The organism is Streptomyces marianii, assembly GCF_005795905.1.
GTDB lineage: Bacteria > Actinomycetota > Actinomycetes > Streptomycetales > Streptomycetaceae > Streptomyces > Streptomyces marianii.
The window spans coordinates 4382412-4403917 of the sequence record NZ_VAWE01000001.1; the positions used below are offsets into that span (position 1 = coordinate 4382412).

Sequence of the window (21506 nt, forward strand, 5' to 3'; positions counted from 1 at the left end):
GCTGAACGTAACGGTGAATGAGACCAGAACTGAGGCCACGAGGTGACCGGTGGGCGGCCCGCGTCGTTCGGCGTGTGCTGCATCCCGGTCGGATTCCTACTTGTTTGATAATCTTGGCCCCATGAGCGAGATTCCTTACAGCGTCGGCGAAGGGCCGGCCACCAGGGTCAGCCTCTCCCTCCCCGAAGGGACGGCGGAGGCGATCCGCCGACGGGTCGGCAAGCGTGAGTTCTCCGCGTTCATCACCGAAGCGGTGGAGCGCGAGCTGCGCGGCCAGATCTTGGATGAGTACCTGGCCGACTACGAACGCCGCCAGGGGCCGATCTCCGAGCACGAGCAGGAGCGGGCACGCCGGGTCTTCGACGAGGTGTTCGCCGAGGGGGGGCAGTGGCCCGCCGCAAGCTGAGCCACGAAGGCACCCTCGTTCTCGACTGCGAGGGTCTGTCGAAGTTCGCCAGTGATCAGGAGCCCGTCGTCGCTCTCATCGCCGAAGCCCGCAGTCGGGGCATGGAGGTGGTCATCAGCGCACTCACCATCATCGAAGCTGTGCATCGCCGGACCGACAGGGCGCGGCTCGCGTGGGTCCTGTCCGGCGTGCGGATCGTGCACATCGGCGATGAGGAGGCCAAGGCCGCCTCAGCCATGCTGATCAACGCCGGGCTGCATGGTCACAAATACGCCATCGACGCCGCCGTGGCCGAGATGGCTCTGCGTCAGCGCCGCCCGGTCGTCATGCTCACCTCGGACATCGACGACATGACGAAGCTCTGCGGCGACAGAGTGCGCCTCGTCGCCGTGTAGTCGACGCCCGAGACCCGAACGCCGGGGATGTGAGGTCGGCCCGTACGTCCTTGTCCGAGCGGGGCGGGGCCGGTGGACCAGTCGTGGCATCCAGGGCCGTGAACGGCTGCATGGCCTGACGGCTCGTCTTCATGGTGCCGTGAGGCGCAGCAGCCGCGCGTTGGCCTCGTCCGGTGTGAAACGGTCAGGGGCGAATTCCGCGGCGGACCGAAGTCCGAGCCACACCAGCATGGCGTGGTGTTCCTCATGCGCCGGGTCGGCGAGGATCAGTTTGAGATCGCTGTAGCCGGGGGCGCCGCCGCAGTCCTCGGGCGGGCATGTCCCGGCACCGCCCACGCAGTGCGGATAGTGAAGCCCGGCTGAGGCTGTCTGGAACTCCTCCACGGTGATGAGGTGTTCCCAGGAGTCCCCGAAGTCGTACGTGTACAGGAAGTGGGCACCGGGTTCGAGCAGGGCGGCCAGTGTGGCTGTGCGCTCGTCGCGGAATCCGAGTTCGCCGTCGGGACGACCGTACTGGACGCCGTCGATGGTGAACGCGTGCATGTGGCAGTTCTGCCAGCCCATCGCGTCCTGGATCACGGAGTGAAGCCGGTCCAGGCGGATCGAGGCGGGCACCAGCAGCTGCCGCCAAACCCGGGGGTCGTCCACGTCGGTGAGCTCGACGAGGATCTGCATCACCGCGTCGCCGGGCTCGGGCTCGCCGCGCATCCGGGCCGTCTCGATGTGGCCGCCGGCCGTCAACTCGGCGGTGTGCTCCGTGAGATGGACAGCGCCCAGGGAGGCGAGGGCCTTCAGGACCCGTCGGACGTCGTGGTCGTTGGCGGTGCGCAGATGCCCCAGACGGTCGGGGGACAGGTCGTCGAGCACGTACAGCGGGCTGACCGCCTCCCATGCCACCTCGTACAGGTCACCGAGCGGCACCGGGGCCGTGGCCGTGTGCAGCCGCTGCAGCAGCGCATGCAGACCACGCTCGTACTCGTGCGAGAAGAGCGACTCCAGCCAGCCGGACGCCGTTACGGCCGGCCCGATGCGCGGCAGCGCGGCGAACAGGGCGCCACGCAGTTCGTCGGGGTGGTCCAGCAGCCTGGCGTTCTTCTTCACCGGCAGCAGGCGCCCGCCCGCGACTCGTAGCAGCCGCGCTGCCTTCGCCCACTCGACCAGCAGCGTGAGGTGGTACAGCTCCTCACTGGACTTCGTCTTGAACGTACGGTCCCCGATCACCGGGTCCATCCGGTCGCCGGTGTCCAGAGCCTCCACCAGTGCTCGCGCGTCGGCGAGCGTCACACGGCCGGTCTGTGTGAGCCTGCGGCCCGCGCCGACCCAACCGACCAGCGCTCGTACCTTCTCGACGGTCCTGCCCACTGTCTCGCCCATGCCGACCTGCCCGTTCCGGTTCGTCTCCCGTATCACCCGAACCCAGGATGGCAGCACCACCGGCGCACCCTGTGCCTGGCACGGGGCGACACGGAAGCGGCAGACTGTGACGGTGACAACGCGCGACGAGGAACTACTGGCCCGGGTCCGGGAGATGAGAGAGCGCGGCAGCGCGCCGAAGCAGATCGCGAAGGCGCTGGGGCTGCGCCCGGCCCAGGCCACCGCGCTGATCAGACGGGCCGCCGAGGCGGCACAGGCGAATATCGCGCCGGATCAGCGACCGGTGGTGGGCTGCTGGGTCAACGCCGGCTGGAGCGCGGGGCTGGACATGGCCAAAGCCCCCGGCTGGGCGGCGACCGACCCCCTCGGCCAGGAGCCGGACCCGGGCACGGGCGGCTTCGCCCAGATTCTCCTGGCCCGCCAGGAACGTGCCAGCAGGGTGACCGTCACCGGGTTCCTGGTGGACGTGTACTGCCTGGGAGTCAAGAACGTCACCGACCCCGAGGTGATGGGGTCCGGATCCCTGACCACTTACGTACCGATGTACTACTCGGCCTTCGATCATCGGCCGCTGCCGATCGGCGTGGAGCAGGCACAGACGATCGTGCACGATGCGGTCGCCTACGCCCGCCGCCTCGGCTTCGAACCCGCGGACGGCTTCGCCGACGGCGCAGTGCACCTGGGTGCCCCGCCCGGCGACCGGCCCGTCATCGGCTTCGGCCGGGACGGCAAGCCGTTCTACTTCTCCGGCCCCTACGACGACCCGCGCAAGGTGGTCGAGAATCTAGAGCGCACCTGCGGTCCGGGCAACTACGACTACGTTGCCCAGCTGTAGGAACGGGACGCGAGCGGCACGAAGCGGGGAACACGAGCAGTGATACCGGTCGAACAGCAGCAGGAGCCCAATGGCGCCCCACGGGTCCGGTACACCGAGCACGAGGCGCAGGCCAACCTGCTGACGGTGCTGCGCCTGTGCATGACGGGGAAGCTGCGGTGCAGCGAGAAGACCCGCCGCCCCAGCACCGCCACCGTCGCGGCGATCGCCGAGGTCCTGGACGGCGGCGACTTCTATCCGCACGACGCCATCGCCGCCTTCGCCTGGCCGATGCTGCTCCAGGCAGGCGGCCTCGCCCAGCTCACCGGCGGTCGGCTGACGCTGACCACACGCGGACGGGCCGCGCTGACCCGGCCACCGCACCTGACCATTGCTCAGCTGTGGCAACGCTGGTTGAACAACGGCCTCCTGGACGAGTTCTCCCGCGTCGAGGAGATCAAGGGTCAGCGCTCGGCGAACGTCCTGACCGCGGCCAAACCGCGCCGCAAGCTTGTCGGCCAGGCGCTGGCGGGCCTCACCCCGAGTGAGTGGACGTCCATCGACGGCCTGTTCACCGACATGCGCGCGGCCCGTCTTGATCCAGTCGTCCACCGCAGTGAACGCGCCCTGTGGAAGCTGTACCTGGAGGATCCGCAATACGGCAGCCTCGGCTACGACGGCCACCACGGCTGGTCCCTCCTCCAGGGTCGGTACACCCTGGCGGTGTTCTTCGAGTACGCGGCCACGCTCGGCCTCATCGACATCGCGTACGTCCCCCCGGTGGGCGCCCGCGACGACTACCAGGCCAACTGGGGTGCCGACTACCTCGACCAGCTCAGCCGCTACGACGGCCTGTCCGCACTGCGGCTCAATCCCCTGGGCGCCCACGCTGTCGGCCTCACGGACGACTACACGCCCGCCCAGGCCCCCGCATCGGCGGTCCCGACGGGCAGGGTCACCGTCCTGGCGAACTTCGACATCGTCGCCCTCGACGGGCTGCCCTCCGCCGACACACTCCTCCTGGACGCCTTCTGCGACCGGAAAACCGACCGGGTCTGGACCCTCACCACCGCTTCTCTTCTGCACGCCATCGACCGCGGGCACACCCCCGACGAGCTCCGCGGCTACCTGAACCAGGCCGCCTCGCACTCCGTGCCCCAGACCGTCACCACCCTGCTCGACGACACCGGCCGCCGCGTCGGCCGGCTCCGCGATACAGGGCAGACCCATCTCATCGAGTGCGCGGACGGGGCACTGGCGGCCCTCGTCATCAGCGACCGCCGCCTGCGCCTGCTGTGTACCCGAATCGGCGAGCGCCACCTCGCGGTCTCCCCCGACCGTCTGCCGGCGTTCCGCAAGGCCGCCCTGGCCCTGGGCTACCCGCTGGCCTGATGGCACGAGGGGAGCCGCCTCGGGGCATCTCGGGCCGGGGCCGGGGCGCACTCGATGCGTGACCTCTGAGGACCGGCAGAGGGCACGTTCGCCGTATGCCTGAAATGTATTGAATGTCGGAAATGAATGAGACCAAAACCGAGACCAGAGCACGCCAGGGCGTCGGACCGCGATCAGCGGTCCGACGCCCTGTTTCGCCTGTTCAGGCGGCTGCGGAGGATACGAGATTCGAACTCGTGAGGGGTTGCCCCCAACACGCTCTCCACATGTTCGTACGCCCGTCCGGCGGGGGTCGTACCCGTTCTGACCTGTGGCGGAGTGGTCGGGCTGGCCCCGTCCGAACGTCCTCGGACGGGGGTGAATGAGACCAGAACTGAGACCAGGCGGGGGCGCGAGCCGGGCGCCCACGCGCTCCACGCCGTCAGTCGGCGCTCAGAACCGTCGCCACCGCCTGGAACCACGCTCCGTACGAGAACGGCTCGGGCGGGTTGACCTCCATGCCGAGTTCCGCGGCGGCCAGGGCGTAGTCGCCCTCGTCCAGCGGGAGGGCGATCAGTTCGTGGAGCTCACCGACGAGGCGGGCGACGAGCTGGGGGTCGGTGGTGGCGGCGTAGTCCGCGACCGCCGCCTCGTGATCGGGGAACTCGTCGACGATGTCCTGCGAGAACCAGCCGCCCAGCAGCTGCGCGGTCTCCGGGAACCGTGCGTGCCACTCCCAGTGCGTCTGCGGGTTCGCCGGCGGCGGCACCTCGCCGTCCTCGATGCTCTGCTTGAGGTGGTCGGCGAGCAGGAGCAGCCAGTCGCCGATCGCGGACTGGGGGATCCCCACGTCGGGGACGGCGTAGAACTCGCCGAGGTCGATCCGCAGGCGCCCTGGGGGGTTGCGGCCGTACTCGCGCAGCTGGCGCTCCGCCTCCGCGATGGCCCAGGGGCGGGTGTGCCAGGTGTGGCGCAGATAGGCGTCCAGCGCGCGGCTGCGCTGCTCCGCTGTGTCGTCGGCGCTCTGGCCGAGGTAGGCGCGCAGCACCTGATCGAGCTCTCCGTAGCGCCGGTCGTGTTCGAGGGGCTTCATGGACACGGTCGGTTGCCTCTACGGGTAGAACGGGACGGTGGTCAGGACGACGAATCCGTGCGGGCTGGCGGGCTCGCGGCGCAGGATGACCCGGGCGGCGCGGACGTCGACGGGTTCCTGTCCGGCGAGCAGCATCGCCTCGAGCTGCACCCGGCCGACGGGCTCCTCACGGGATGGCCAGGCGGCCTCGATGGTGAGGCGGGCCCGCGTTCCCTGGGCGAGCCAGCGGTGGATGACCTGCTCATTGGCGGTCACCACCTGCTGCGTGGCCCACTGGGCGGTCTCCCGGTTGGGGTAGGTGGCGGATCGGGTCAGCATGGATTCATCCTCTCAGGGCTCAGATGTCGCCGAATGCCCAGAACAGCCCGACCTCGGTGTCGGAGACGACGACCAGGCCGCAGTCCTCCCCGTAGAAGGTCATCGGCGTCCAGCCCGGGGAACTCCCCCGGAAGTCCAGCGTGCCGTCGTGCGGGCCCGTGCTGACGTTGGTGTGGCAGGTGAACGTGTCCCCGTAGCGGGCGAGGACGGTGCGGGCCATCTTCTGCAGCTCCTCGAAGCTCTCGGTGAACCGTTCGAGGTTCCGCAGGGTGCAGCCGTCGTCGGTGAGTGCGAGCAGGAGGTTCTCGGCGCTCGCACGGTCGATCTCCCAGAGCCGCTCCCCGACGTCGGCCGGGGTGATCGGACGGAGGGGATCGGCCTTGAAGGGCGGGCGGAAGGGATAGGCGGGCCGTTCCTCCCGACCGGGGTCGTCCGCGTCGTCGTCGAGCCCGGCCCAACCGCGGGGGTCGGGGACGGCGCGTTCCATGACGGCGACCACGTCGATCCGCCAGTCCTCGTGCGTGCGCGGACCGGTGGCGGTGTACCCGTACGCGTCTTCGTACAGGTGACGTACCGCCGCTTCCCAGGACGCCTGGTCGATGGACATCTTCGAAGGGCCTTTCTCACTTGCTGGGCATGGACGTCATGACGGTGAACGGAGGGTTGCGGCTGCTGTCGTACTTGATCCTTGTGTCGATGCCCTTCACATCCTGCGCCTCGGCCCTGATACCGCCGGTCTTGTATCCGGACAGCGGATCCTTCAGGTCGGTCGGCTGCTTGCTCACGCTGCGGCCGCTGACCTCACCATTGGGCGCCGTCCCCTTGAGGTCCTTCACGTCACCTTCACCCGGTGGCGGTGGGCCCTTGATCCAGGCCTCGATCACCGCGGCGTTCTCGTTGAGGTTGTGTTGGGTGAGTTCCTGCGCCCGCTGGTAGTTCGGGAAGGCCGAGGAGGCGCTCGGCTTCGGTTTGCCGAACGGCCAGGCCTGGGTCGGGCCGTTCGCCTGCTGGTCGCGCAGGCGCTGCGCTAGCTGCTCGTCCGTCTTGCCCACGTGCTTGTCCAGCGTGTGGCCGTCCGCCATGTACTCGTTGGCGGCCAGGTCCAGCGTGTACTTGCCGGTGACCGAGTCGATCTTCAGCCAGGTCTGCGAGGTGCTCTTGAAGTCCTCCAGGGACCGCGCGCCGAAGCCGTGGGCGCGGGCGACACCGGCCTCGAACTTCGGGGCGCTCCGGTGCGCTTCGTCCAGGACGTCCTTGAGCGCTTCCATGCGCGTGGTGAGGCCGTCCACGATGCCGGTGTACTTGTCCACGATCCGGTTGAGCTTGGCCTTGTCCAGCTTCAGGACCGTGTTGACGTCGAACTTCAGGAGGAGACCGGTGGCCCCGCCGATCCCGCTGGCCACGCTGGTGACCGCGCCGGCGATTGACTTGAGGCTGGGCTTGTCCTTGGCCTTCTCCAGGTCGTCGAGGATGCTCGTGGCGGCCTCCTTCATCGCCCGCTTGAGCTCTTCGAAGACGTCGTGGTTCAGCTCGACGGCGGCTTCCGCGTACTCGCGCAGGCAGTCGCTGATCTTGATCGCCACGGTGTTCAGGACGGTCATCACCGGCTGACTGCCCGTGGCCGCCTGCGCCCCGTACGGACCCGTGGTGTGCGCCCACTGGACGCCGTGCCGGGTCTGGCCCCATGCCGTACCACCCCACAGCGCACTGCAGAACGTGCGCATGGCGTTCTCCCAGTCGGCCTTCTGGTGGTTGGTGATGGTGGCGATGATCATCGTCAGCTCGGCCGCCGTGTTGCTCGGGACGACCGAGGCGTTCATCCAGCTGTGGCAGTGCGAGTTGAGGTAGTGCTGCTGCGGGAAGGGGTGTACGTCCGCCACCTTGCCGACCCGGAAGACGTGCTTCGCGACGGGCTGAAGGACGTCCCGGACGATCTCCGGTATGCCCTCCATCGCACCGCGGATCAGGTCATCTCCGCCGTCGTCGTCACCCCACTTGATGTCGGGGACGCTGGCGAACCTGGGGTCCTTGTCGATGACCGTCGGCAGCGGGCGCTGCTCCGGGGCCTGTCCGGGCTTGGGGTGGGCCGCCGCATCGGCCTTGGTGTAGGCGTTGGCGGTCTCCGTGAATCCAACGGCGACACCGCCGATGCTGACCACGCTCTTGCCCAGCACCTCCAGCCAGCGGTTGCCGATCTTCTTGTAGGCCTTGGCGAAAGCCTCGGCGCTCGTGCCCGCCCCGCCGGCGTCCGGGTACTTCTGCAGCTCCTGCAGGAGCGTGTTCGCACCGCGCATCATGGGGTCCTGCTCCTTGGCGATCCGGCCCGAGACGCTCCAGAGCTGCGGCGGCTTGACGTCGATGTTGCCGCCCCCCGGCGGGCGGCTGCGCCGGGCCGGGGCCCGGGGTGGGTCCGGCCATCAGGCACCGCCTCCCCAGCCCTGGAGCACGGACTTGTTCGCCGCGGCGTAGTTGAGGTGGCCCTTGACCACGACCTCATGGAGCCAGGCCTGCGCGGCCCTGAGGTCCTGGGCCGAGCGGTCCCACTTGTCCAGCTCGTCGATGAAGGCCTCCCGGGCCTCGCCGTCCCAGCTCAGAACGGCCTTCTTGGCGCGCTCGTAGAGCAGGTCCAGCTTCTCGTTGAGGGCCTTGAGGATCTCCTCCAGGGCTCCCGACAGGCGCTGCAGGGTGGCGAAATCGACGGTTATCCGGTCGTCGTCCGACATGGGGTTGTTGTTCCTCGCTGCTCTCAGATGCCCTGCAGGCGGCTGTGCGGAGCCGCCGGAGCCTGGTCGGGCACGGTCAACGCCTCGGCGGACGCGCCCACGTCCTCCTGGCTCTGTACGCGCTTGAACGCGGCCAGGATCTCCAGTTCCTGGGCCGTGAAGCCGTCACGGGAGGCCCGGGTGGCCTGTTCGAGGAGGGAGAGCACCTGCCGGATCCGCACGGCGTCCTCGGCGGCGCCCCGGTGCAGGGCGCGGTACGCCGCGGCCGTGGGCCCCTGCCAGCCCGCCGCGATACTGTCGACCACCCGGTCCATGTCGCGGATCTGACGCTCCAGATGACCCTGCATCTGATCGAGGTCGTCCGCGAGCTTCGTGAGGTTGTCCTCCGAAACATTGAGATCGCCGTCCGTCATGTCCACCCCCTCTTCGGCGCCGCCGCACCACATACGTACGTACGCCTAGGAGTTTCGCAGGTCAGCAAGGCGGTCACATGAGTGCGCGCACTCATGTTCCAGCTCTTTCCCCGGACACCTCGCCCCCGTGCGTTCTTCGCGCCACTCGTCTCCACCCTGAGGACCATCCCGCCCTCTCCGACCGCCTCGGGGATGCCGCCCCGGGACGAGTCGATCGTGGGGACGCCGGGGAGCCCGGCTTCCACGATCAACGGGCCCTAATCAACCCGATCTGGCCAGCGACTTCCGGACTGCTTCGGTCAGCAAAGCCGCGCGCGCATCGTCCGCGCCGCTGACGATGTGGTTCATGACGTAGCCGAAGGCGATGCCTGTGCGGGGTCGGCGAAGCCGAGCGAGCCACCGCGGCCGGTGTGGCCGAAGGCATTCGGGCCGGTCATGAGTGAACCGCCCCTGGTTCCGTAGAGAGCTCAGACTGTGGTTGTGACCTGGGGTTTCGTGAGTTCCGTGTAGGTCGTGCCGTCGACGCCTACCAAGCCTCGGTCACATCGTTCATCGAGGCAGCCCGGAACGCTTCTCGGCCGGCGTCCAAGCCTGCACCCCGTAACCAGACGGACGTTCGGCAGGGTCGTCGCGGGCGCTGGGAACGGACTTGTTGTCGTGCTGCTGCAGGTCGGCGAGGGCTGACGGGAACGACTGGCAGCATGACCACCGCTTTGTAAGCCTGGCGACGATTATCAGTGCGTCTCCGCAGACCACGACGCATGTACCAGTGCGGCGGCTTCTGGCAGTTCGCCAGGCTGTCGGTCATTCTCATTGCCCGTGGATGCCCCCTAGTTCTGGCAGGGATCTGGCACGCTCCGTGCGCCGGTGTCCTCGTGCGCACCACACAGACTCAACGCACGGTCTTGCGTGTTGTGCTCGGCGCTTCGGTGCCCATCAGGGGGAGGCGGTATCCGTGAGGTCAGCCAGCGGGTGGGCACGTGCAATCTTCTGCGTTGCTGACGAGTTGGTGGACATGATCCTCGGTCGATCCGCCAGGACTTTAGATATGGCATGCCGCGTTCGACGAGTGCGCGGGGGATAGCAGCACCCGGTTGACCGTTAACCGAGTCGCGGATAGTTCGCCGCCAGACCATCGTCTGCGTCCGGGATCGCGCGAACGGGAGGGGGGCACGCCGACGCGATAGGTAAATCCGACCGTTAGGTATTGGTCAACCTTCAGCACTGAAGGCGACGGATGACTGAGGTGTCGGATTGGATGGCTTTATCGAGATTATCGCCTTAAGGTAGGCGGCGAGAAATGTTGAAATGTCCAGATGGTGACACAAGGGTCGATCAAGGGAGTCTTGAGCCAGGAGGCTCGATTTACCTTTGCCGGCGGGTGTGGATCTATGAAGGATCTCCCCCGTTCCCAACAAGGGGAATCAGGGGAGGGAATCTCGTGAAGATTGCCGGAAGATCCGTCGCTTTCGCCATCGTGGGGGCAGCCATTGCGGGTGTAGGCCTCGCGGCGCCAGCCGCCGCGGACGCGTCTACAACCGCCAGCGCCTCCGGAGCCATCGTAACCGTTCACCACCGCGGGGACGGCACCCAGCCTCCTGCAGATCTGGGCAACCCCTCTGAATGGGGTGTGGTGACGTTCAAGATGGACGCTTCGGCGGATTCCGTTGGTGCGCTGTCGGAGGCGTGCGTCAACCCGTCCAGCGGTGGCACCTGGTGTTACGGCTGGTACACAACAGAGGTCAGCCCCGGGGTATTCAATAAGCGCTGCTACTCGAATTATTACCACCTGACGAAGGGGCACTCGTCCACGGTGAAGATCGCGGGCGGTACACATCGCGCTTGGGCTGCAGCCCGCAGCACCTCTCAGGCGAGCCTCACTGGGGGGCACGGATACACCTGCTACACCTACTACAGCGTCGACTAGGTTCTGGCTGCCGAACCGAGCGGTGGATCCTCGGAAGGTGAGATAGGTTGGTGAGTCGTTCTTGGGCTGTTCGGCGGCCCGCACAGCCCAAGAACGGCACCACCTTCAACTCGGACTTTCGTCACTGAACGGGGAAGAGACATCATACGCTTTACGTGTGCTCGCGTTGTGTCGGCCACCGTGTCTCTCGCGGCGGGTGTGTTACTTGGTCTAGTGGGTCCCGTTGCCGGAAAATGGGATAATCCCGTTTGTGTCGCCCTGAGTATTGTTTTTTCTAGCGGTTGGCCATGGGCCTGCTATGCATTACTGGTGGGCTATTTTAGCCGATCCAAAATCGAGTCGGCATTGCTCGCATCTTTGGGATTGACTGTCGGCGTAGTCGCGTACTACCTGTTCAAGGATGCGAGCCCCTCTATTCCGGCCGGAACGGAGTTCGCCACCTCCATTCCGGAGGGAATGGAATCTGGTTCCTCCAGTGGGGGGCAAATACTCGTGTGGGGAATAGCGGCTTTCGTATTTGGTGCGCCTGTGGGGCTCGTGGGGAAAGTGGCACGAACACCCGGAGTTGGCGGCCTTTTGTTCCGTCTGCTTGTCCCGTTAATCGCCTTTTTTGAAGCGACTCAGCGATTGAGTGTAGAGGCGGACTCGCAGGGTCCGGTTTTCGCCATGACCTGGAACGCAACTCGCGCCGCAGCATGCGTCGTCGCCGTGGCACTCATAGGACACACGGTGTGGAGTTGGCACCTTCGGCGTAGCCGAACTGACGGGCGAACGGAAGCTCCCGCGTCTGCACGGCGTCGCTGACGCCTCGTTCTGACGCTATCCATAGAGTCCGAAAATTCAGTGCTGATACGTCGCACGTTTCTGCCCTCACAAGCACGAAGCGTACGGGCATCGAGGTCGGTGGAGCGGCTTTGGTGGCTGCGTAAAGCCGTGGAGCCGACCGCCCCAGCCCCGTGCCAGGGATCCTCTCTTCGTTGGCTCGCGTCGCGCGCGTCCGGCGGCCGGGCGGAGCGGGGCGGAGACAAGAGCGTCGCCCGGCGCCGAGCCGGGCGCGCGGCGAGCGGAGCGAGCCCTTGAACCCGTGAAGAAGATTGTTACTCAGCGGCTATTGGGATGCGCCACAGTGGCGCGTCGTACTGCCCCGGCCGGCCGTTGATGAGGAGCCGTCGCAGGTCATCGAGTTGAGAGCCGCTGAGGTTTAGGGCCTCGGTGATGCGGCGGAATGTCGTGTGGGTGATGCCGCGGGCGCGGGCTTCGGCCTCGAACTGGTCGAGCTGGGGCCAGATGGCGGACGGGTCCAGAGTCGCGGGCTGCTGATCCTTGAGCCACAGGGCCTTGTTGCGCTCGTAGTCGATTTCCGAGTAGCCGCAGATTTCGCGGCTGTAGGCCTCGGCCTCGTCCAGGTGCTCTGTCGCCATGATGGCTCGGGCCAACTGGTTGCGGCTGACGGCGTCGTCCAGGTCGACCTCGTGCACTGTGGGGCTGTCGTCCGTGAGCGGTACGGGGAGCCCTGCGTCTCGGATCTCGCAGGTGCCTCGTGCACCCCTGGCCGTTGCCGCGAGGACCCCGGTCGCTTCGGACGGGTGCCACTCCAGGACCGAGCTGATTGCCTCCGCGTCGCTGGCGGTGAAGGTGTGGACGGCGGAGCCAAGCATGTCGCTCAGGTCGGCCGGCAGGAGTTCGCCGTCCAAGCCTGGCCCTGCGACCAGCAGTCGGACAGGTGCGTTCACCTGGCAGCAGGCTGCCAGGGCGAGGGAGTCGGCGAGTGGGCTCCTCAGCGTCGCTTCGTCGCCGCGAGCGAGGATGTCGCCACCCACGTCCAAGAGATCGATTGACTCGGGCTCCAAACGACTGACCAGATCCTCGAGTTGGTGGGTGAGTCCTTCGGTTCCCTGGTAAGGGTCGAGCAGGGCGAAGGTGTGCGGGAGCTCCGCTGCCAGTCGGGGGAGTGTGGAACCTGCCGGTGCGATCGGCTGGGCCTGCGCTGGCACTCTCCACACGGCCGGGGTGAGGCGCTCCAGGCCGGTGAAGTCGGCGGGGCGCCGCGGACCCGGTAGCGGGTCGATCAGGAGGCGGTCCCATGCGTACGTGAGGATTACCGCTTGGTCCCGGTCGCCGTAGAGGGCGGCGTGGAGCATGGCGGCGGCGACTGCGTCGCCCCCTCCTCCTGCTGCGACGATCAACCGCGTCATGCGATCAGACTACGGGTTCGCAGGTTGGCCACTCACCCTATAGTGGCCAAAGGCCATAGCCACTTGGACAAGGAGGGGAGATGCCTCAGATCGAAGAGGCTCAGCCGAAGTATCTCCAGATCGCTCACCACATCCGTGATCAGATCCTTCGGGGAGACCTGCGGCCGGGGGACGAGGTTCCTTCGGAACGGCAGCTCGCCGCGGACTGGAAGGTGTCCCGACCCACGGCTGCACGGTCGCTGGAAGCGCTGAGCCATCAGGGCCTGGTCGAGAAGCGTCAGGGCTCGGGGACGTACGTGCGCAGCCTCGAAGTGAACCGGCGGGCGCGGGAGTTGTACGGGCGTGCTCGGCAGACCGGGAAGATCTACACGCCCGGCGAGTACGCGGTGATCACTTCCGCCGGCTGGCTGGAGGCTCCGGACCACGTCGCCGAGGCGCTGGGCCTGGTGAAGGATCGTCGAGCCGTGCACCGCCGGCGCGTGACCAACAACCAGGACGGCCCGATCACGCTGTCCACCTCGTGGTTCGCGCCGGACGTCGGCGAGCGGGCGCCCAAGCTGACGGATCCCGAGCGGATCCAGGAAGGGACGCTGATGTACGTCGAGCGGATGACGGGGCGTCAAGGGAGCTACTCGGAGGATCGCATGTGCGCTCGGGACGCCTCCGACGAGGAGGCCACCGACCTGCGGCTGGAGCGGGGATCCGCGGTCCTCATCGTCCATCACGTGGTCTTCGACCTCCAGGACCGGCCTCTGGAGTTCGCCGAAGCCACCTACCCGCCGCACCGTTGGGCCTTCGAGCAGGGTTACCCGCTGACCTGACGACTCGCCAATTACGCCGAACCGCTTGCGCCTTCGAAGTGGCTAATGCCACTATCCAGAAAGTGGCTAAGGCCACTTGGAGGAGAAGGGGGCACGACGTGGTGAGTCGGCGGCCGGAGCCGGATGCGCGGTTAGCTTGCCGGGGGTGTCGGGGGCGTGGCTGGAAGCGCGTTGGCTCCCGGACGGTGCTGGCGCTCTCCACGGCCAATGACGGCGACCGTGCCATGTCGAAGCGGCGCTGCCTCGACTGCGACGGCAGCGGCAAGGAGTGAGCGCGCATGGCGTACACGATCGACCGCTACCCATGCCAGGACTCGCCGCGGCTCGGAGCGATGACCCTGCATCCGGAACCCGAGTCGGTGCCCCGTGCCCGGCGCTGGTTCCGGAAGTTCATCGCTCCGTACAACCCGGCCTGCTCCGTCGACGACTGCACTCTGATGATCTCGGAGTTGGTGACCAACGCCATCCTCTACGGGCAGGCGGACGACCCCTGGCTGGTGCGGGTCGAGTGGTACCGCGAGGGAACCGCGCTCCGCGTCGACGTGCACAACCCGGGCTTCCCCGTGAACGTGCGGGTGCGGCACCCCGAAGCGAACGACGCTCACGGACGGGGACTGCTCCTTGTCGACTCCATCGCCGACTCCTGGCGCTCCGGTCCCAGCCGGCACGGCGGCACGGTCGTCTCCTTCGTGGTCGCCGATGCCTGGCCGGCGTGACGGGACGGTCCACCCCTTCTACTGCCGGTGTGAAAGTGTCGCTAGGCTGGTTGACCAGTTGACTTGGCCAATCTCGACAGGCGGCGCTCGTGACCTATGAAGTGGAGCCACCGAAGTACGTGCGCCTTGCGCAGACGCTTCAGCGTCGCATCGAAGACGGCACGTACGCGCCCGGCACCCGAGTGCCCAGCGAGAACCAGCTGGTGCAGACGTTCGGGATGTCCCGTCCGACCGTCGTCCGGGCCCTGGAGCTCCTGAAGCGGGACGGCTGGCTGGAGTCCCGGCAGGGATACGGGACGACCGTCCGGGGTCGCCCGGAAGTCGTCGAGCAGAAGGACCGGCGGGGGCGTGGGGCGCTTGAGCGCGACGAGTCGCACGCCGCGGGCCGCCTGATCGAAGTCGGGTATGTGCCTGTCCCACCGCGAGTCGCCTCGGCGCTCGGCCTGCCGAAGAGGACCGAGGTCCTCCTGCGCCGCTTCCTGGTGGAAGAGGACGGCGAGGCGGTTGAGCTGGTCTCGTCGTACTTTCCCGCCGGCCTGGCGGAAGGCACTGAGCTGGGGTCCGGCGAACCCCTGAGCGGGAGTGCGCGCGAACACCTCGAAGCCCGGAAGAAGATCCGCTTCGACCATGTCGTCGAGCGCGTGTCCGCTCGGCTGCCCGACGCGGGTGAGGCCGCCGTACTGGATCTGCCGGACGGTGTTCCCGTGCTGAGCGTGCTGGTCGTGGCGTGCGACGCGTCGGGTCGGTCGTTGCAGGTCTCCGAGCTTCTGCTGCCGGCTGACCGGCAGGAACTCGAAGACACGTACCGCCTGAACTGACCGCGGTCGAAAGCGAGTTGCCAGCGATTGCGACTTGACAAGTCAACCTGTCAGGTAGGCGGGTTGATCGACTCTCAGAAGGAGCAATCCCTGTGCGTGTGATCCGTGTTGACGCCTCGACCGCCACCATCCTGCTCACCGAGGCTCCGGCGCCGAAGGTGGTGACCGGCAGACCGGTGAGATCGCCAAGGACGCGGTGTCCGGCGAGGTGCTGATGACGGTCGGCGTCGTCTACATCGACGAGGGGGAGTCGTCGCTGATCCAGGTGGCGGTCCCGGAGAGCGGCGTGACCGAGGGCCTGACCGTCGGCGCCCCGGTGTCCCTTCCGGGCCTGGTGGCACGGCCGTGGCAGAGCGTGTTCAACGGTCAGGAGCGCCACGGCATCGCCTACCGGGCGACCGCCGTCGCGCCGGGAGCCTTCCCCATGGCTGAAGCGGGCTGATCGCCGTGACGGACCTGGTGACGTGGGCCGAGCTGGGCGGTTCGCTCGCTGTGATAGGCGGCGCCGCCTAGGCGGCCGAGCTGCTTCCCGTGCTGGTGAAGGAGATGGAAGACCGGTACGACCTGATCAAGGCCCGGCAGGGCATCGCACCCGGCACGCCCGAGGAGCTGATCACCTCGGACATCTGGGGCCTGCCGGAAAACGAACGCCCCTCCCCAATAGTGCTGTTCATCGACGAGGTGGCCGAACTCTTCCTCGTGGCCACCAGGAAGGAGGAGGAACGGCGGGACGAGATGGTCACCCAGCTCATCCGGCTCGCCCAACTCGGCCGAGTCGCCGGGATCTACCTCGAAGTCTGCGGGCAGCGCTTCGGCGCCGAGCTGGGCAAGGGCGCGACTATGCTCCGCGCCCAGCTCACCGGCCGCGTCTGCCACCGCGTGAACGACGAAGCCTCGGCGAAGATGGCGCTCGGCGACATCGCCCCGGAAGCCGTCCTCGAGGCGTGCGCCATCGCACCCGAACTGCCCGGCCTCGCCGTCGTCGGCGACACCTCCGGCGGCTGGTCCCGCATCCGCACCCCCTATCTCTCGCTCGCCGACACCGCGGCCATCTGCCGCGCTACGGCCGACCTCGCCCCCGACGTACCGGCCCTCGATCCCTTCCGCCCGTACCTACCGCCGATGCCGGTCGATGCGTCCGGGCCCGCGGCCGCTCCTCGCCCGGTCACCGAATAGGCGCACCCGCCCATGGCCGGCACGGCCGATCCGTGCCACACCCCTACCCCTCCATGCCCGGAACCGGAAGGAGCTGTCCCGTGCGTGCCCTGCCCGTCCGTATCGACGCCGTACTCGTCCAGGCACTGATCGCCGCTGCACTGTCCTTCGCCCACCTGCACGATCTGGCGCTGGCTGCGGGACAGGACGGCTGGAAGGCCTGGGCCTACCCGGTGTCCGTCGACCTGCTGTTGGTCGCGGCCTGGCGGCGGCTTCGCACCGGCGGACCGAAAGCGGCTGGATGGTGCTGGTTCCTCGTCGCACTGACCGCCTCGCTCGGCGCCAACGTCGCCACAGCCGGGCTGCTCGACCTCGACGACGTACCGGACTGGCTGCGGATCCTCGTCGCCGGCTGGCCCGCAGTCGCGTTCCTCGGCGGGACGCTCCTCGCTCACGGAGCAACCGCAGATGCCCGAGCGGACGAGCACGAGTCGGCCCCGGCGCCGGACGCGTCCGAAGAACCTATCCCGGTAGCCGAGTTGACCGCTGCGGAGTCGACATCGGCTCCGCCCTCCACGCCCCCGGTGCCACCGGCGCTCGTCACGCTCGCGCGCAAGATCGCCGACGAGCACCGCGCCCGGACCGGAACGTCCATCGACACCTCGACCCTTCGCGCCCGGCTCGGCGTGCCGCTGCCCCTGGCCGAAGCCATCTCCACCCACCTGACCTGACCCGGAGGACATCCCCTCGTGCGCCCGTCCACGCTCCGCGCGCTCAAGCGCGCCGCAGAGCTGACCCGACAGAACCGCCTGACCGAAGCCGTGCTCGTCGCCGAGCCCGTGATCCTCACCGCCGACAGCTACGAGGGCGACGAGATCTTGCGCTGGCTCGCCGACCACGTCACCGACTTCACCGGCGAAGACCCGAAGGAGACCCGCCGTTGACCACCAACCGCCGCTTCCGCCGCGTCGTCCGCATCGGCCCCGTCCAAGTCGCCACCTACTACGACGGCCGGGGCCGGGAGAAGCACACCGCCGCCTGCACGGCCCCGCGCTGCGGCTTCGCCACGGACTACGACAGCCGCGCCGCCGCCGAGCTGGCCGCCCGTACCCACCGCTGCGCCGTCCGCTGAAGGAGCTCCCGTGACCGTCTCGCTGCCGCTCGTCGCCGTCCTGGGCGTCATCGCCTGGGCCGCGATCAAGTTCCTCGGCGTCCGGCTCTGGATCGCCGTGGTGATCGCCCTGTTCGGCTTCTGGCTCTCCCACACCTTCCTCGCCCCCGCCATCGAGTCCGGCACCCGTACCGGTGTCGACGTCGTCAACGGCAACCACGAGTGACAAGGAGGACCACCGTGTTCCGCCCCAAACTGCCCGACATCCCGACTCCGCCGCCGACGGTCGCGCCTCAGCAGCCGCAGGTTTCGGCCGCCGCGGGAGGCCGATCGGTCGCCCCGTACCTGGGCGTCGGTGCCGGTGCGGTCGCCGCCGTGGTCGTCGTCGGAGTCGTGCTCACCGCGCTCCTGGCGGCGGTCGCCGTCTCGGCCGTGTCCGTGGCCATCGCCGCCGTGGTCCTGCGCTCCCTCGTCACCAGCGCGCACAAGCGCTGACCGGCCGCCGGGGCGGCAAACGCCGCCAAGCATCCCGCCGTCCCGCCGACCGCCCCTCCCAACCGTCGCAACAGCCGAAAGGAACTCCCATCATCACCCGGCAGACTCCGCCCCCGCTGGCGGAACTCTCCACGTTGGCCTCTCTCGGCACTCTGTCCGAGTTGGCCCGCCAGCTGTCCGGCCTGGGCGGCTGCACCCGCCCCGTACGTCTCGACGGCCACCGCACCGAGCTCGCGGTGGACCGGACGACCGGCGAGATCGGCCGTGTCCTGCACCACCTGGACTCGTCGGCCCTGCCCGCCGGTCAGCTCCTCGTCCGCTGCAACAACCGCCGTGCAACCCGGTGCGCGGCCTGCGCCGAGACCTACCGCCGCGACACCTACCACCTGATCACCGCCGGACTCCGCGGCGGCAAGGGCACTCCCGAACAGGTCTCCACACACCCGCGCGTCTTCGCCACCTTCACCGCCCCCGGCTTCGGCCCGGTCCACAACCAACCCTCCAGCGGCCGGCCCTGCCGCTGCGGTGTCCGGCACGATGACGCAGACCCCGCCCTGGGCACGCCCCTCGACCCCGACACCTACGACTACGAAGCGGCCGTGCTGTGGAACGCGCACGCCGGTGCCCTGTGGCGGCGCTTCACGATCTACCTCCGCCGGGAGGTCGCCAAGCGCGTCGGCCTCACTCAGCGCGCCTTCCGGGACCATGCCCGGATCTCCTTCGCGAAAGTCGCCGAGTAACCAGAAGCGAGGCGCGGTCCACTTCCACGCCGTGATCCGCCTCGACGGCCCGGAGGGCGGTGACTCACCGGCGCCCACCTGGGCCACCGCCGAGCTGCTGACAGATGCCATCCGGGCCGCGGCAGCCACCGCTCGCGTCAACGGCCCGACGGTCGACGGCCGGTCGCACACCTTCGTCTTCGGCCGACAGCTCGACGTCCGCACGGTCCGCACCGCCGACTTCGACGGCGGCCAGGAGCTGACCGAGCGAGCCGTGGCGGCGTACATCGCCAAGTACGCCACCAAGGGCGCCGAGACGGCGACCGGAACCCTGGATCGACCGCTGAAGTTCCTCGCCGAGCTGGCCCAAGCCCAGATCACCGACCACGCCCGGCGCGTGATCCGCACCGCCTGGTCCCTCGGCGCCCGCCCCGCACTGGCAGACCTCCGGCTGCGGTCCTGGGCCCACATGCTCGGCTTCCGCGGCCACTTCTCCACCAAGTCCCGCCGCTACTCCACCACTCTCGGCGCGCTGCGCGACGCTCGCGCCGAATGGCGCCGTGCCCAAGCGGCTGCGCCTGCCACGCAGGACGGCGAATCCACGCTCGTCCTCGCTCACTGGGTGTTCGCCGGTACCGGCCTGTCCCACGGCGAAGCCTGGCTCGCCGCATCCCTCGAACCCGCCCCCGGAACGGAAGGAGAACCAACCCATGGCTGAGCCCCGGGACGCTGACGCGCCCGAGTCCTTCGACCCGTCCTTAGTCCTTCTGACCGTCGAGGAGGCGGCCCGGCGGCTCCGTATCGGCCGTACGACGTGCTTCCGGCTCGTCCTCGCCGGAGGGATCGAGTCGGTCACGGTCGGGCGGTTGCGCCGAGTCCCCGCCGACGCCGTGCCTGCCTACGTGGCCAGGTTGCGCCATCGACCCGTCGAAGCGGCCTGAGGGGGAGGGTATGACGGAGAAGAAGCGCACGCGACAGCCCAACGGGGCTTCGTCCATCTACCTTGGCAAGGACGGGAAGTGGCACGGGCGGGTGACGGTCGGTGTCCGCGACGACGGCAAGCCGGACCGCCGCCACATCGAGCGAAAGACCAAAGCCGAGGTGACCAAGGCCGTCCGCGAGATGGAGCGGGCGCGCGACGAGAAGAAGCTCAGGAAGCCGGGGCAGAGCTGGACTGTGCAAGCGTGGCTTGAGCACTGGGTCGAGAACATCGCCAAGCCGTACGTGTCGGAGAACACGTACGACGGCTACGAGGTGGACGTACGCGTCCACCTGGTGCCCGGCCTCGGCGCCCACAAGCTCGCTCGCCTGGAGCCGGAACACCTGGAGCGCTTCTACCGGAATATGCAGGACTCCGGCAGCTCCGCCGGCACCGCCCACCACGTCCACCGCACGGTCCGGGTCGCCCTCGGCGAGGCGGTACGGCGCGGGCACGTCCCCACCAACGCGGCCGAGATCGCCAAGGCGCCCCGGCTCGAAGAGGCGGACATCGAGCCGTACACGATCGAGGAGGTTCAGAGTCTCCTCGTCAAAGCGGCCAACCTCCGCAACAGCGCGCGCTGGGTCGTCGCCTTGGCGCTCGGGCTGCGCCAGGGCGAAGCGCTCGGGCTCCACTGGGAGGACCTCGACCTCGACGCGGGATACGTCCGCATCCGCAAGAACCGGCTCCGGCCGAAGTACGCCCATGGCTGCGGAGACGATCCCTGCGGCCGGAAGGCGGGTTACTGCCCTAAGCGGGAGCAGATCCGTCGCGAGCACAAGTTCACCAAGTCCCGAGCCGGGCGCCGCACGGTCGACCTCCCTGGTCCTTTGATCAAGTTCCTGCGCCAGCACCGGGAGGAGCAGGAGCGGGAGAGGATCGCCGCCGGCATCGACTGGGAGGACAAGGGATACGTCTTCGCCTCGCCGACCGGCGGGCCGCTCAGCCTGAACACCGACTTCCACGTCTGGAAGCGACTGCTGCGGGACGCGGGCGTGCGAGACGGTCGTCTCCGTGACGCTCGCCACACCGCCGCGACCGTCCTTCTGATCCTCGGTGTCCCGGACGTCGTGGTCGACGCGATCATGGGCTGGGAACCCGGGGGAGCGGAACGTGTGCGCGCTCGGTACATGCACGTCACCGGAACGATGCTGCGGAAGGTCGCCCAGCAAGTCGGCGATGCGCTCTGGGAGCCGCCGAAGACCAACTGAGACGGAAACTGAGACGGACAACGTCGAAGGGCCCCACCGCGAACGGTGGGGCCCTTCGACATCGTGCCCGGTGAGGCACTGGCGGAGGATACGAGATTCGAACTCGTGAGGGGTTGCCCCCAACACGCTTTCCAAGCGTGCGCCCTAGGCCTCTAGGCGAATCCTCCGCCGGAAACATTACATGACGCGGAGGAGTGCTCGCGAACTCGTTCCCCGCCCCCACCATCGGGTACTCTGTGCGCAGCCCCTCACGTGGCGCTATCTGACTGAACTCCCCCAGGGCCGGAAGGCAGCAAGGGTAGGTCGGCTCTGGCGGGTGCGTGGGGGGCCCTTGCGTTTGCGGTTGTCGCCGTCGGGCGCGACGTCCGGATCCCGGCCCGGTCCTCAGTCCGGATCCGGTCCGTCGTCCGGGCTCCGGTCCGGCGGCGCGGTCGCGGATCCTCCGGGCCCGG

23 protein-coding genes, 1 tRNA gene, 1 other RNA gene and 4 pseudogenes are annotated in these 21506 nt (G+C 68.4%); 19 read left to right on the forward strand and 10 right to left on the reverse strand.

What is annotated here, in order from left to right:
• Nucleotides 1-121 precede the first annotated feature (121 nt).
• Nucleotides 122-406 carry a hypothetical protein gene (locus tag FEF34_RS19675; protein ID WP_138054333.1) on the forward strand — a complete coding sequence of 95 codons (285 nt, stop codon included), beginning with the start codon at nucleotides 122-124 and terminating at the stop codon, nucleotides 404-406.
• Complete coding sequence (locus FEF34_RS19680; protein WP_138054334.1) at nucleotides 388-801, forward strand: DNA-binding protein; 414 nt, start codon at nucleotides 388-390, stop codon at nucleotides 799-801. Before FEF34_RS19675 ends, FEF34_RS19680 begins: the two co-directional genes overlap by 19 nt.
• 129 nt (nucleotides 802-930) lie before the next feature.
• Here the strand turns inward: FEF34_RS19680 and FEF34_RS19685 are convergent, their stop codons facing one another.
• Complete coding sequence (locus FEF34_RS19685; protein WP_138054336.1) at nucleotides 931-2175, reverse strand: plasmid pRiA4b ORF-3 family protein; 1245 nt, start codon at nucleotides 2173-2175, stop codon at nucleotides 931-933.
• A gap of 112 nt (nucleotides 2176-2287) precedes the next feature.
• Between FEF34_RS19685 and FEF34_RS19690 the strand changes: the two genes are divergently transcribed.
• On the forward strand, nucleotides 2288-3010 hold the full coding sequence (locus tag FEF34_RS19690) for a hypothetical protein (protein ID WP_199800680.1): 723 nt from the start codon (nucleotides 2288-2290) through the stop codon (nucleotides 3008-3010).
• A gap of 39 nt (nucleotides 3011-3049) precedes the next feature.
• Nucleotides 3050-4381: a helicase-associated domain-containing protein gene (locus FEF34_RS19695; protein ID WP_234042466.1), complete on the forward strand. Its 1332-nt coding sequence runs from the start codon at nucleotides 3050-3052 to the stop codon at nucleotides 4379-4381.
• 421 nt (nucleotides 4382-4802) lie between these two features.
• On the opposite strand, the gene FEF34_RS19700 is transcribed toward FEF34_RS19695, so the two are convergent.
• The 7 genes and pseudogenes from FEF34_RS19700 to FEF34_RS43005 all read right to left on the reverse strand — a co-directional run.
• Nucleotides 4803-5459: a contact-dependent growth inhibition system immunity protein gene (locus FEF34_RS19700; protein ID WP_138054338.1), complete on the reverse strand. Its 657-nt coding sequence runs from the start codon at nucleotides 5457-5459 to the stop codon at nucleotides 4803-4805.
• A 12-nt stretch (nucleotides 5460-5471) separates the two neighbouring features.
• The gene (locus FEF34_RS19705; protein WP_138054340.1) at nucleotides 5472-5771 is read right to left on the reverse strand and encodes an RNase A-like domain-containing protein; all 300 of its coding nucleotides are present in this window, start codon (nucleotides 5769-5771) and stop codon (nucleotides 5472-5474) included.
• Between the two features lie 19 nt (nucleotides 5772-5790).
• Nucleotides 5791-6378 (reverse strand): hypothetical protein, encoded by a 588-nt coding sequence (locus FEF34_RS19710; protein WP_138054343.1) that lies wholly within the window; start codon nucleotides 6376-6378, stop codon nucleotides 5791-5793.
• A gap of 16 nt (nucleotides 6379-6394) precedes the next feature.
• Nucleotides 6395-8068 (reverse strand): RNase A-like domain-containing protein, encoded by a 1674-nt coding sequence (locus FEF34_RS19715; protein WP_138054345.1) that lies wholly within the window; start codon nucleotides 8066-8068, stop codon nucleotides 6395-6397.
• A 120-nt stretch (nucleotides 8069-8188) separates the two neighbouring features.
• Entirely contained in the window at nucleotides 8189-8494 is a 306-nt protein-coding gene (locus FEF34_RS19720; protein ID WP_138054347.1) for a WXG100 family type VII secretion target, read from the reverse strand.
• Nucleotides 8495-8517: 23 nt separating this feature from the next.
• On the reverse strand, nucleotides 8518-8907 hold the full coding sequence (locus tag FEF34_RS19725) for a WXG100 family type VII secretion target (protein WP_138054349.1): 390 nt from the start codon (nucleotides 8905-8907) through the stop codon (nucleotides 8518-8520).
• Nucleotides 8908-9168: 261 nt separating this feature from the next.
• Nucleotides 9169-9344: pseudogene (locus FEF34_RS43005) on the reverse strand (esterase); the annotation flags it as partial.
• A 1004-nt stretch (nucleotides 9345-10348) separates the two neighbouring features.
• Between FEF34_RS43005 and FEF34_RS19735 the strand changes: the two are divergent.
• Nucleotides 10349-10834, forward strand: coding sequence for a lactococcin 972 family bacteriocin (locus tag FEF34_RS19735; RefSeq protein ID WP_171053016.1), 486 nt, complete (start codon nucleotides 10349-10351; stop codon nucleotides 10832-10834).
• Between the two features lie 1097 nt (nucleotides 10835-11931).
• On the opposite strand, the gene FEF34_RS19745 is transcribed toward FEF34_RS19735, so the two are convergent.
• Complete coding sequence (locus FEF34_RS19745; RefSeq protein ID WP_138054353.1) at nucleotides 11932-13029, reverse strand: DUF1152 domain-containing protein; 1098 nt, start codon at nucleotides 13027-13029, stop codon at nucleotides 11932-11934.
• Nucleotides 13030-13109: 80 nt separating this feature from the next.
• Between FEF34_RS19745 and FEF34_RS19750 the strand changes: the two genes are divergently transcribed.
• The 13 genes and pseudogenes from FEF34_RS19750 (at nucleotide 13110) to FEF34_RS19810 (ending at nucleotide 21054) form a co-directional block, all read left to right on the forward strand.
• Nucleotides 13110-13850: a GntR family transcriptional regulator gene (locus FEF34_RS19750; protein ID WP_138054355.1), complete on the forward strand. Its 741-nt coding sequence runs from the start codon at nucleotides 13110-13112 to the stop codon at nucleotides 13848-13850.
• 278 nt (nucleotides 13851-14128) lie between these two features.
• Complete coding sequence (locus tag FEF34_RS19755; protein ID WP_116427882.1) at nucleotides 14129-14566, forward strand: ATP-binding protein; 438 nt, start codon at nucleotides 14129-14131, stop codon at nucleotides 14564-14566.
• 89 nt (nucleotides 14567-14655) lie between these two features.
• Entirely contained in the window at nucleotides 14656-15384 is a 729-nt protein-coding gene (locus FEF34_RS19760; RefSeq protein ID WP_138054357.1) for a GntR family transcriptional regulator, read from the forward strand.
• A gap of 92 nt (nucleotides 15385-15476) precedes the next feature.
• Nucleotides 15477-15826 (forward strand): annotated as a pseudogene (locus FEF34_RS19765) (SCO3933 family regulatory protein).
• A 71-nt stretch (nucleotides 15827-15897) separates the two neighbouring features.
• Nucleotides 15898-16560, forward strand: a pseudogene (locus tag FEF34_RS19770) (FtsK/SpoIIIE domain-containing protein); the annotation flags it as partial.
• Nucleotides 16561-16640: 80 nt separating this feature from the next.
• Complete coding sequence (locus FEF34_RS19775; protein WP_138054359.1) at nucleotides 16641-17270, forward strand: DUF2637 domain-containing protein; 630 nt, start codon at nucleotides 16641-16643, stop codon at nucleotides 17268-17270.
• Nucleotides 17271-17288: 18 nt separating this feature from the next.
• The gene (locus tag FEF34_RS19780; protein WP_017949976.1) at nucleotides 17289-17483 is read left to right on the forward strand and encodes a hypothetical protein; all 195 of its coding nucleotides are present in this window, start codon (nucleotides 17289-17291) and stop codon (nucleotides 17481-17483) included.
• Nucleotides 17480-17671 (forward strand): mobile element transfer protein, encoded by a 192-nt coding sequence (locus FEF34_RS19785; protein WP_027734615.1) that lies wholly within the window; start codon nucleotides 17480-17482, stop codon nucleotides 17669-17671. Before FEF34_RS19780 ends, FEF34_RS19785 begins: the two co-directional genes overlap by 4 nt.
• Before the next feature lie 10 nt (nucleotides 17672-17681).
• Nucleotides 17682-17876 carry a hypothetical protein gene (locus FEF34_RS19790; RefSeq protein ID WP_138054361.1) on the forward strand — a complete coding sequence of 65 codons (195 nt, stop codon included), beginning with the start codon at nucleotides 17682-17684 and terminating at the stop codon, nucleotides 17874-17876.
• Nucleotides 17877-17890: 14 nt separating this feature from the next.
• A complete protein-coding gene (locus tag FEF34_RS19795; RefSeq protein ID WP_138057598.1) occupies nucleotides 17891-18145 on the forward strand; it encodes a SpdD protein in 255 nt (84 codons plus the stop codon).
• A 116-nt stretch (nucleotides 18146-18261) separates the two neighbouring features.
• Nucleotides 18262-19582: pseudogene (locus tag FEF34_RS19800) on the forward strand (replication initiator).
• A complete protein-coding gene (locus FEF34_RS19805) occupies nucleotides 19575-19805 on the forward strand; it encodes an excisionase family DNA-binding protein (protein ID WP_138054363.1) in 231 nt (76 codons plus the stop codon). The pseudogene FEF34_RS19800 and the gene FEF34_RS19805 overlap by 8 nt, the downstream one beginning before the upstream one ends.
• Nucleotides 19806-19815: 10 nt before the next feature.
• A complete protein-coding gene (locus tag FEF34_RS19810; RefSeq protein WP_138054364.1) occupies nucleotides 19816-21054 on the forward strand; it encodes a tyrosine-type recombinase/integrase in 1239 nt (412 codons plus the stop codon).
• 79 nt (nucleotides 21055-21133) lie between these two features.
• Here FEF34_RS19810 and FEF34_RS19815 read toward each other — a convergent pair.
• Nucleotides 21134-21221 (reverse strand) — tRNA-Ser (locus tag FEF34_RS19815).
• Nucleotides 21222-21294: 73 nt separating this feature from the next.
• Here FEF34_RS19815 and ffs point away from each other — a divergent pair.
• An RNA gene (gene ffs / locus FEF34_RS19820) (signal recognition particle sRNA small type) lies at nucleotides 21295-21389 on the forward strand.
• Nucleotides 21390-21506 lie beyond the last annotated feature (117 nt).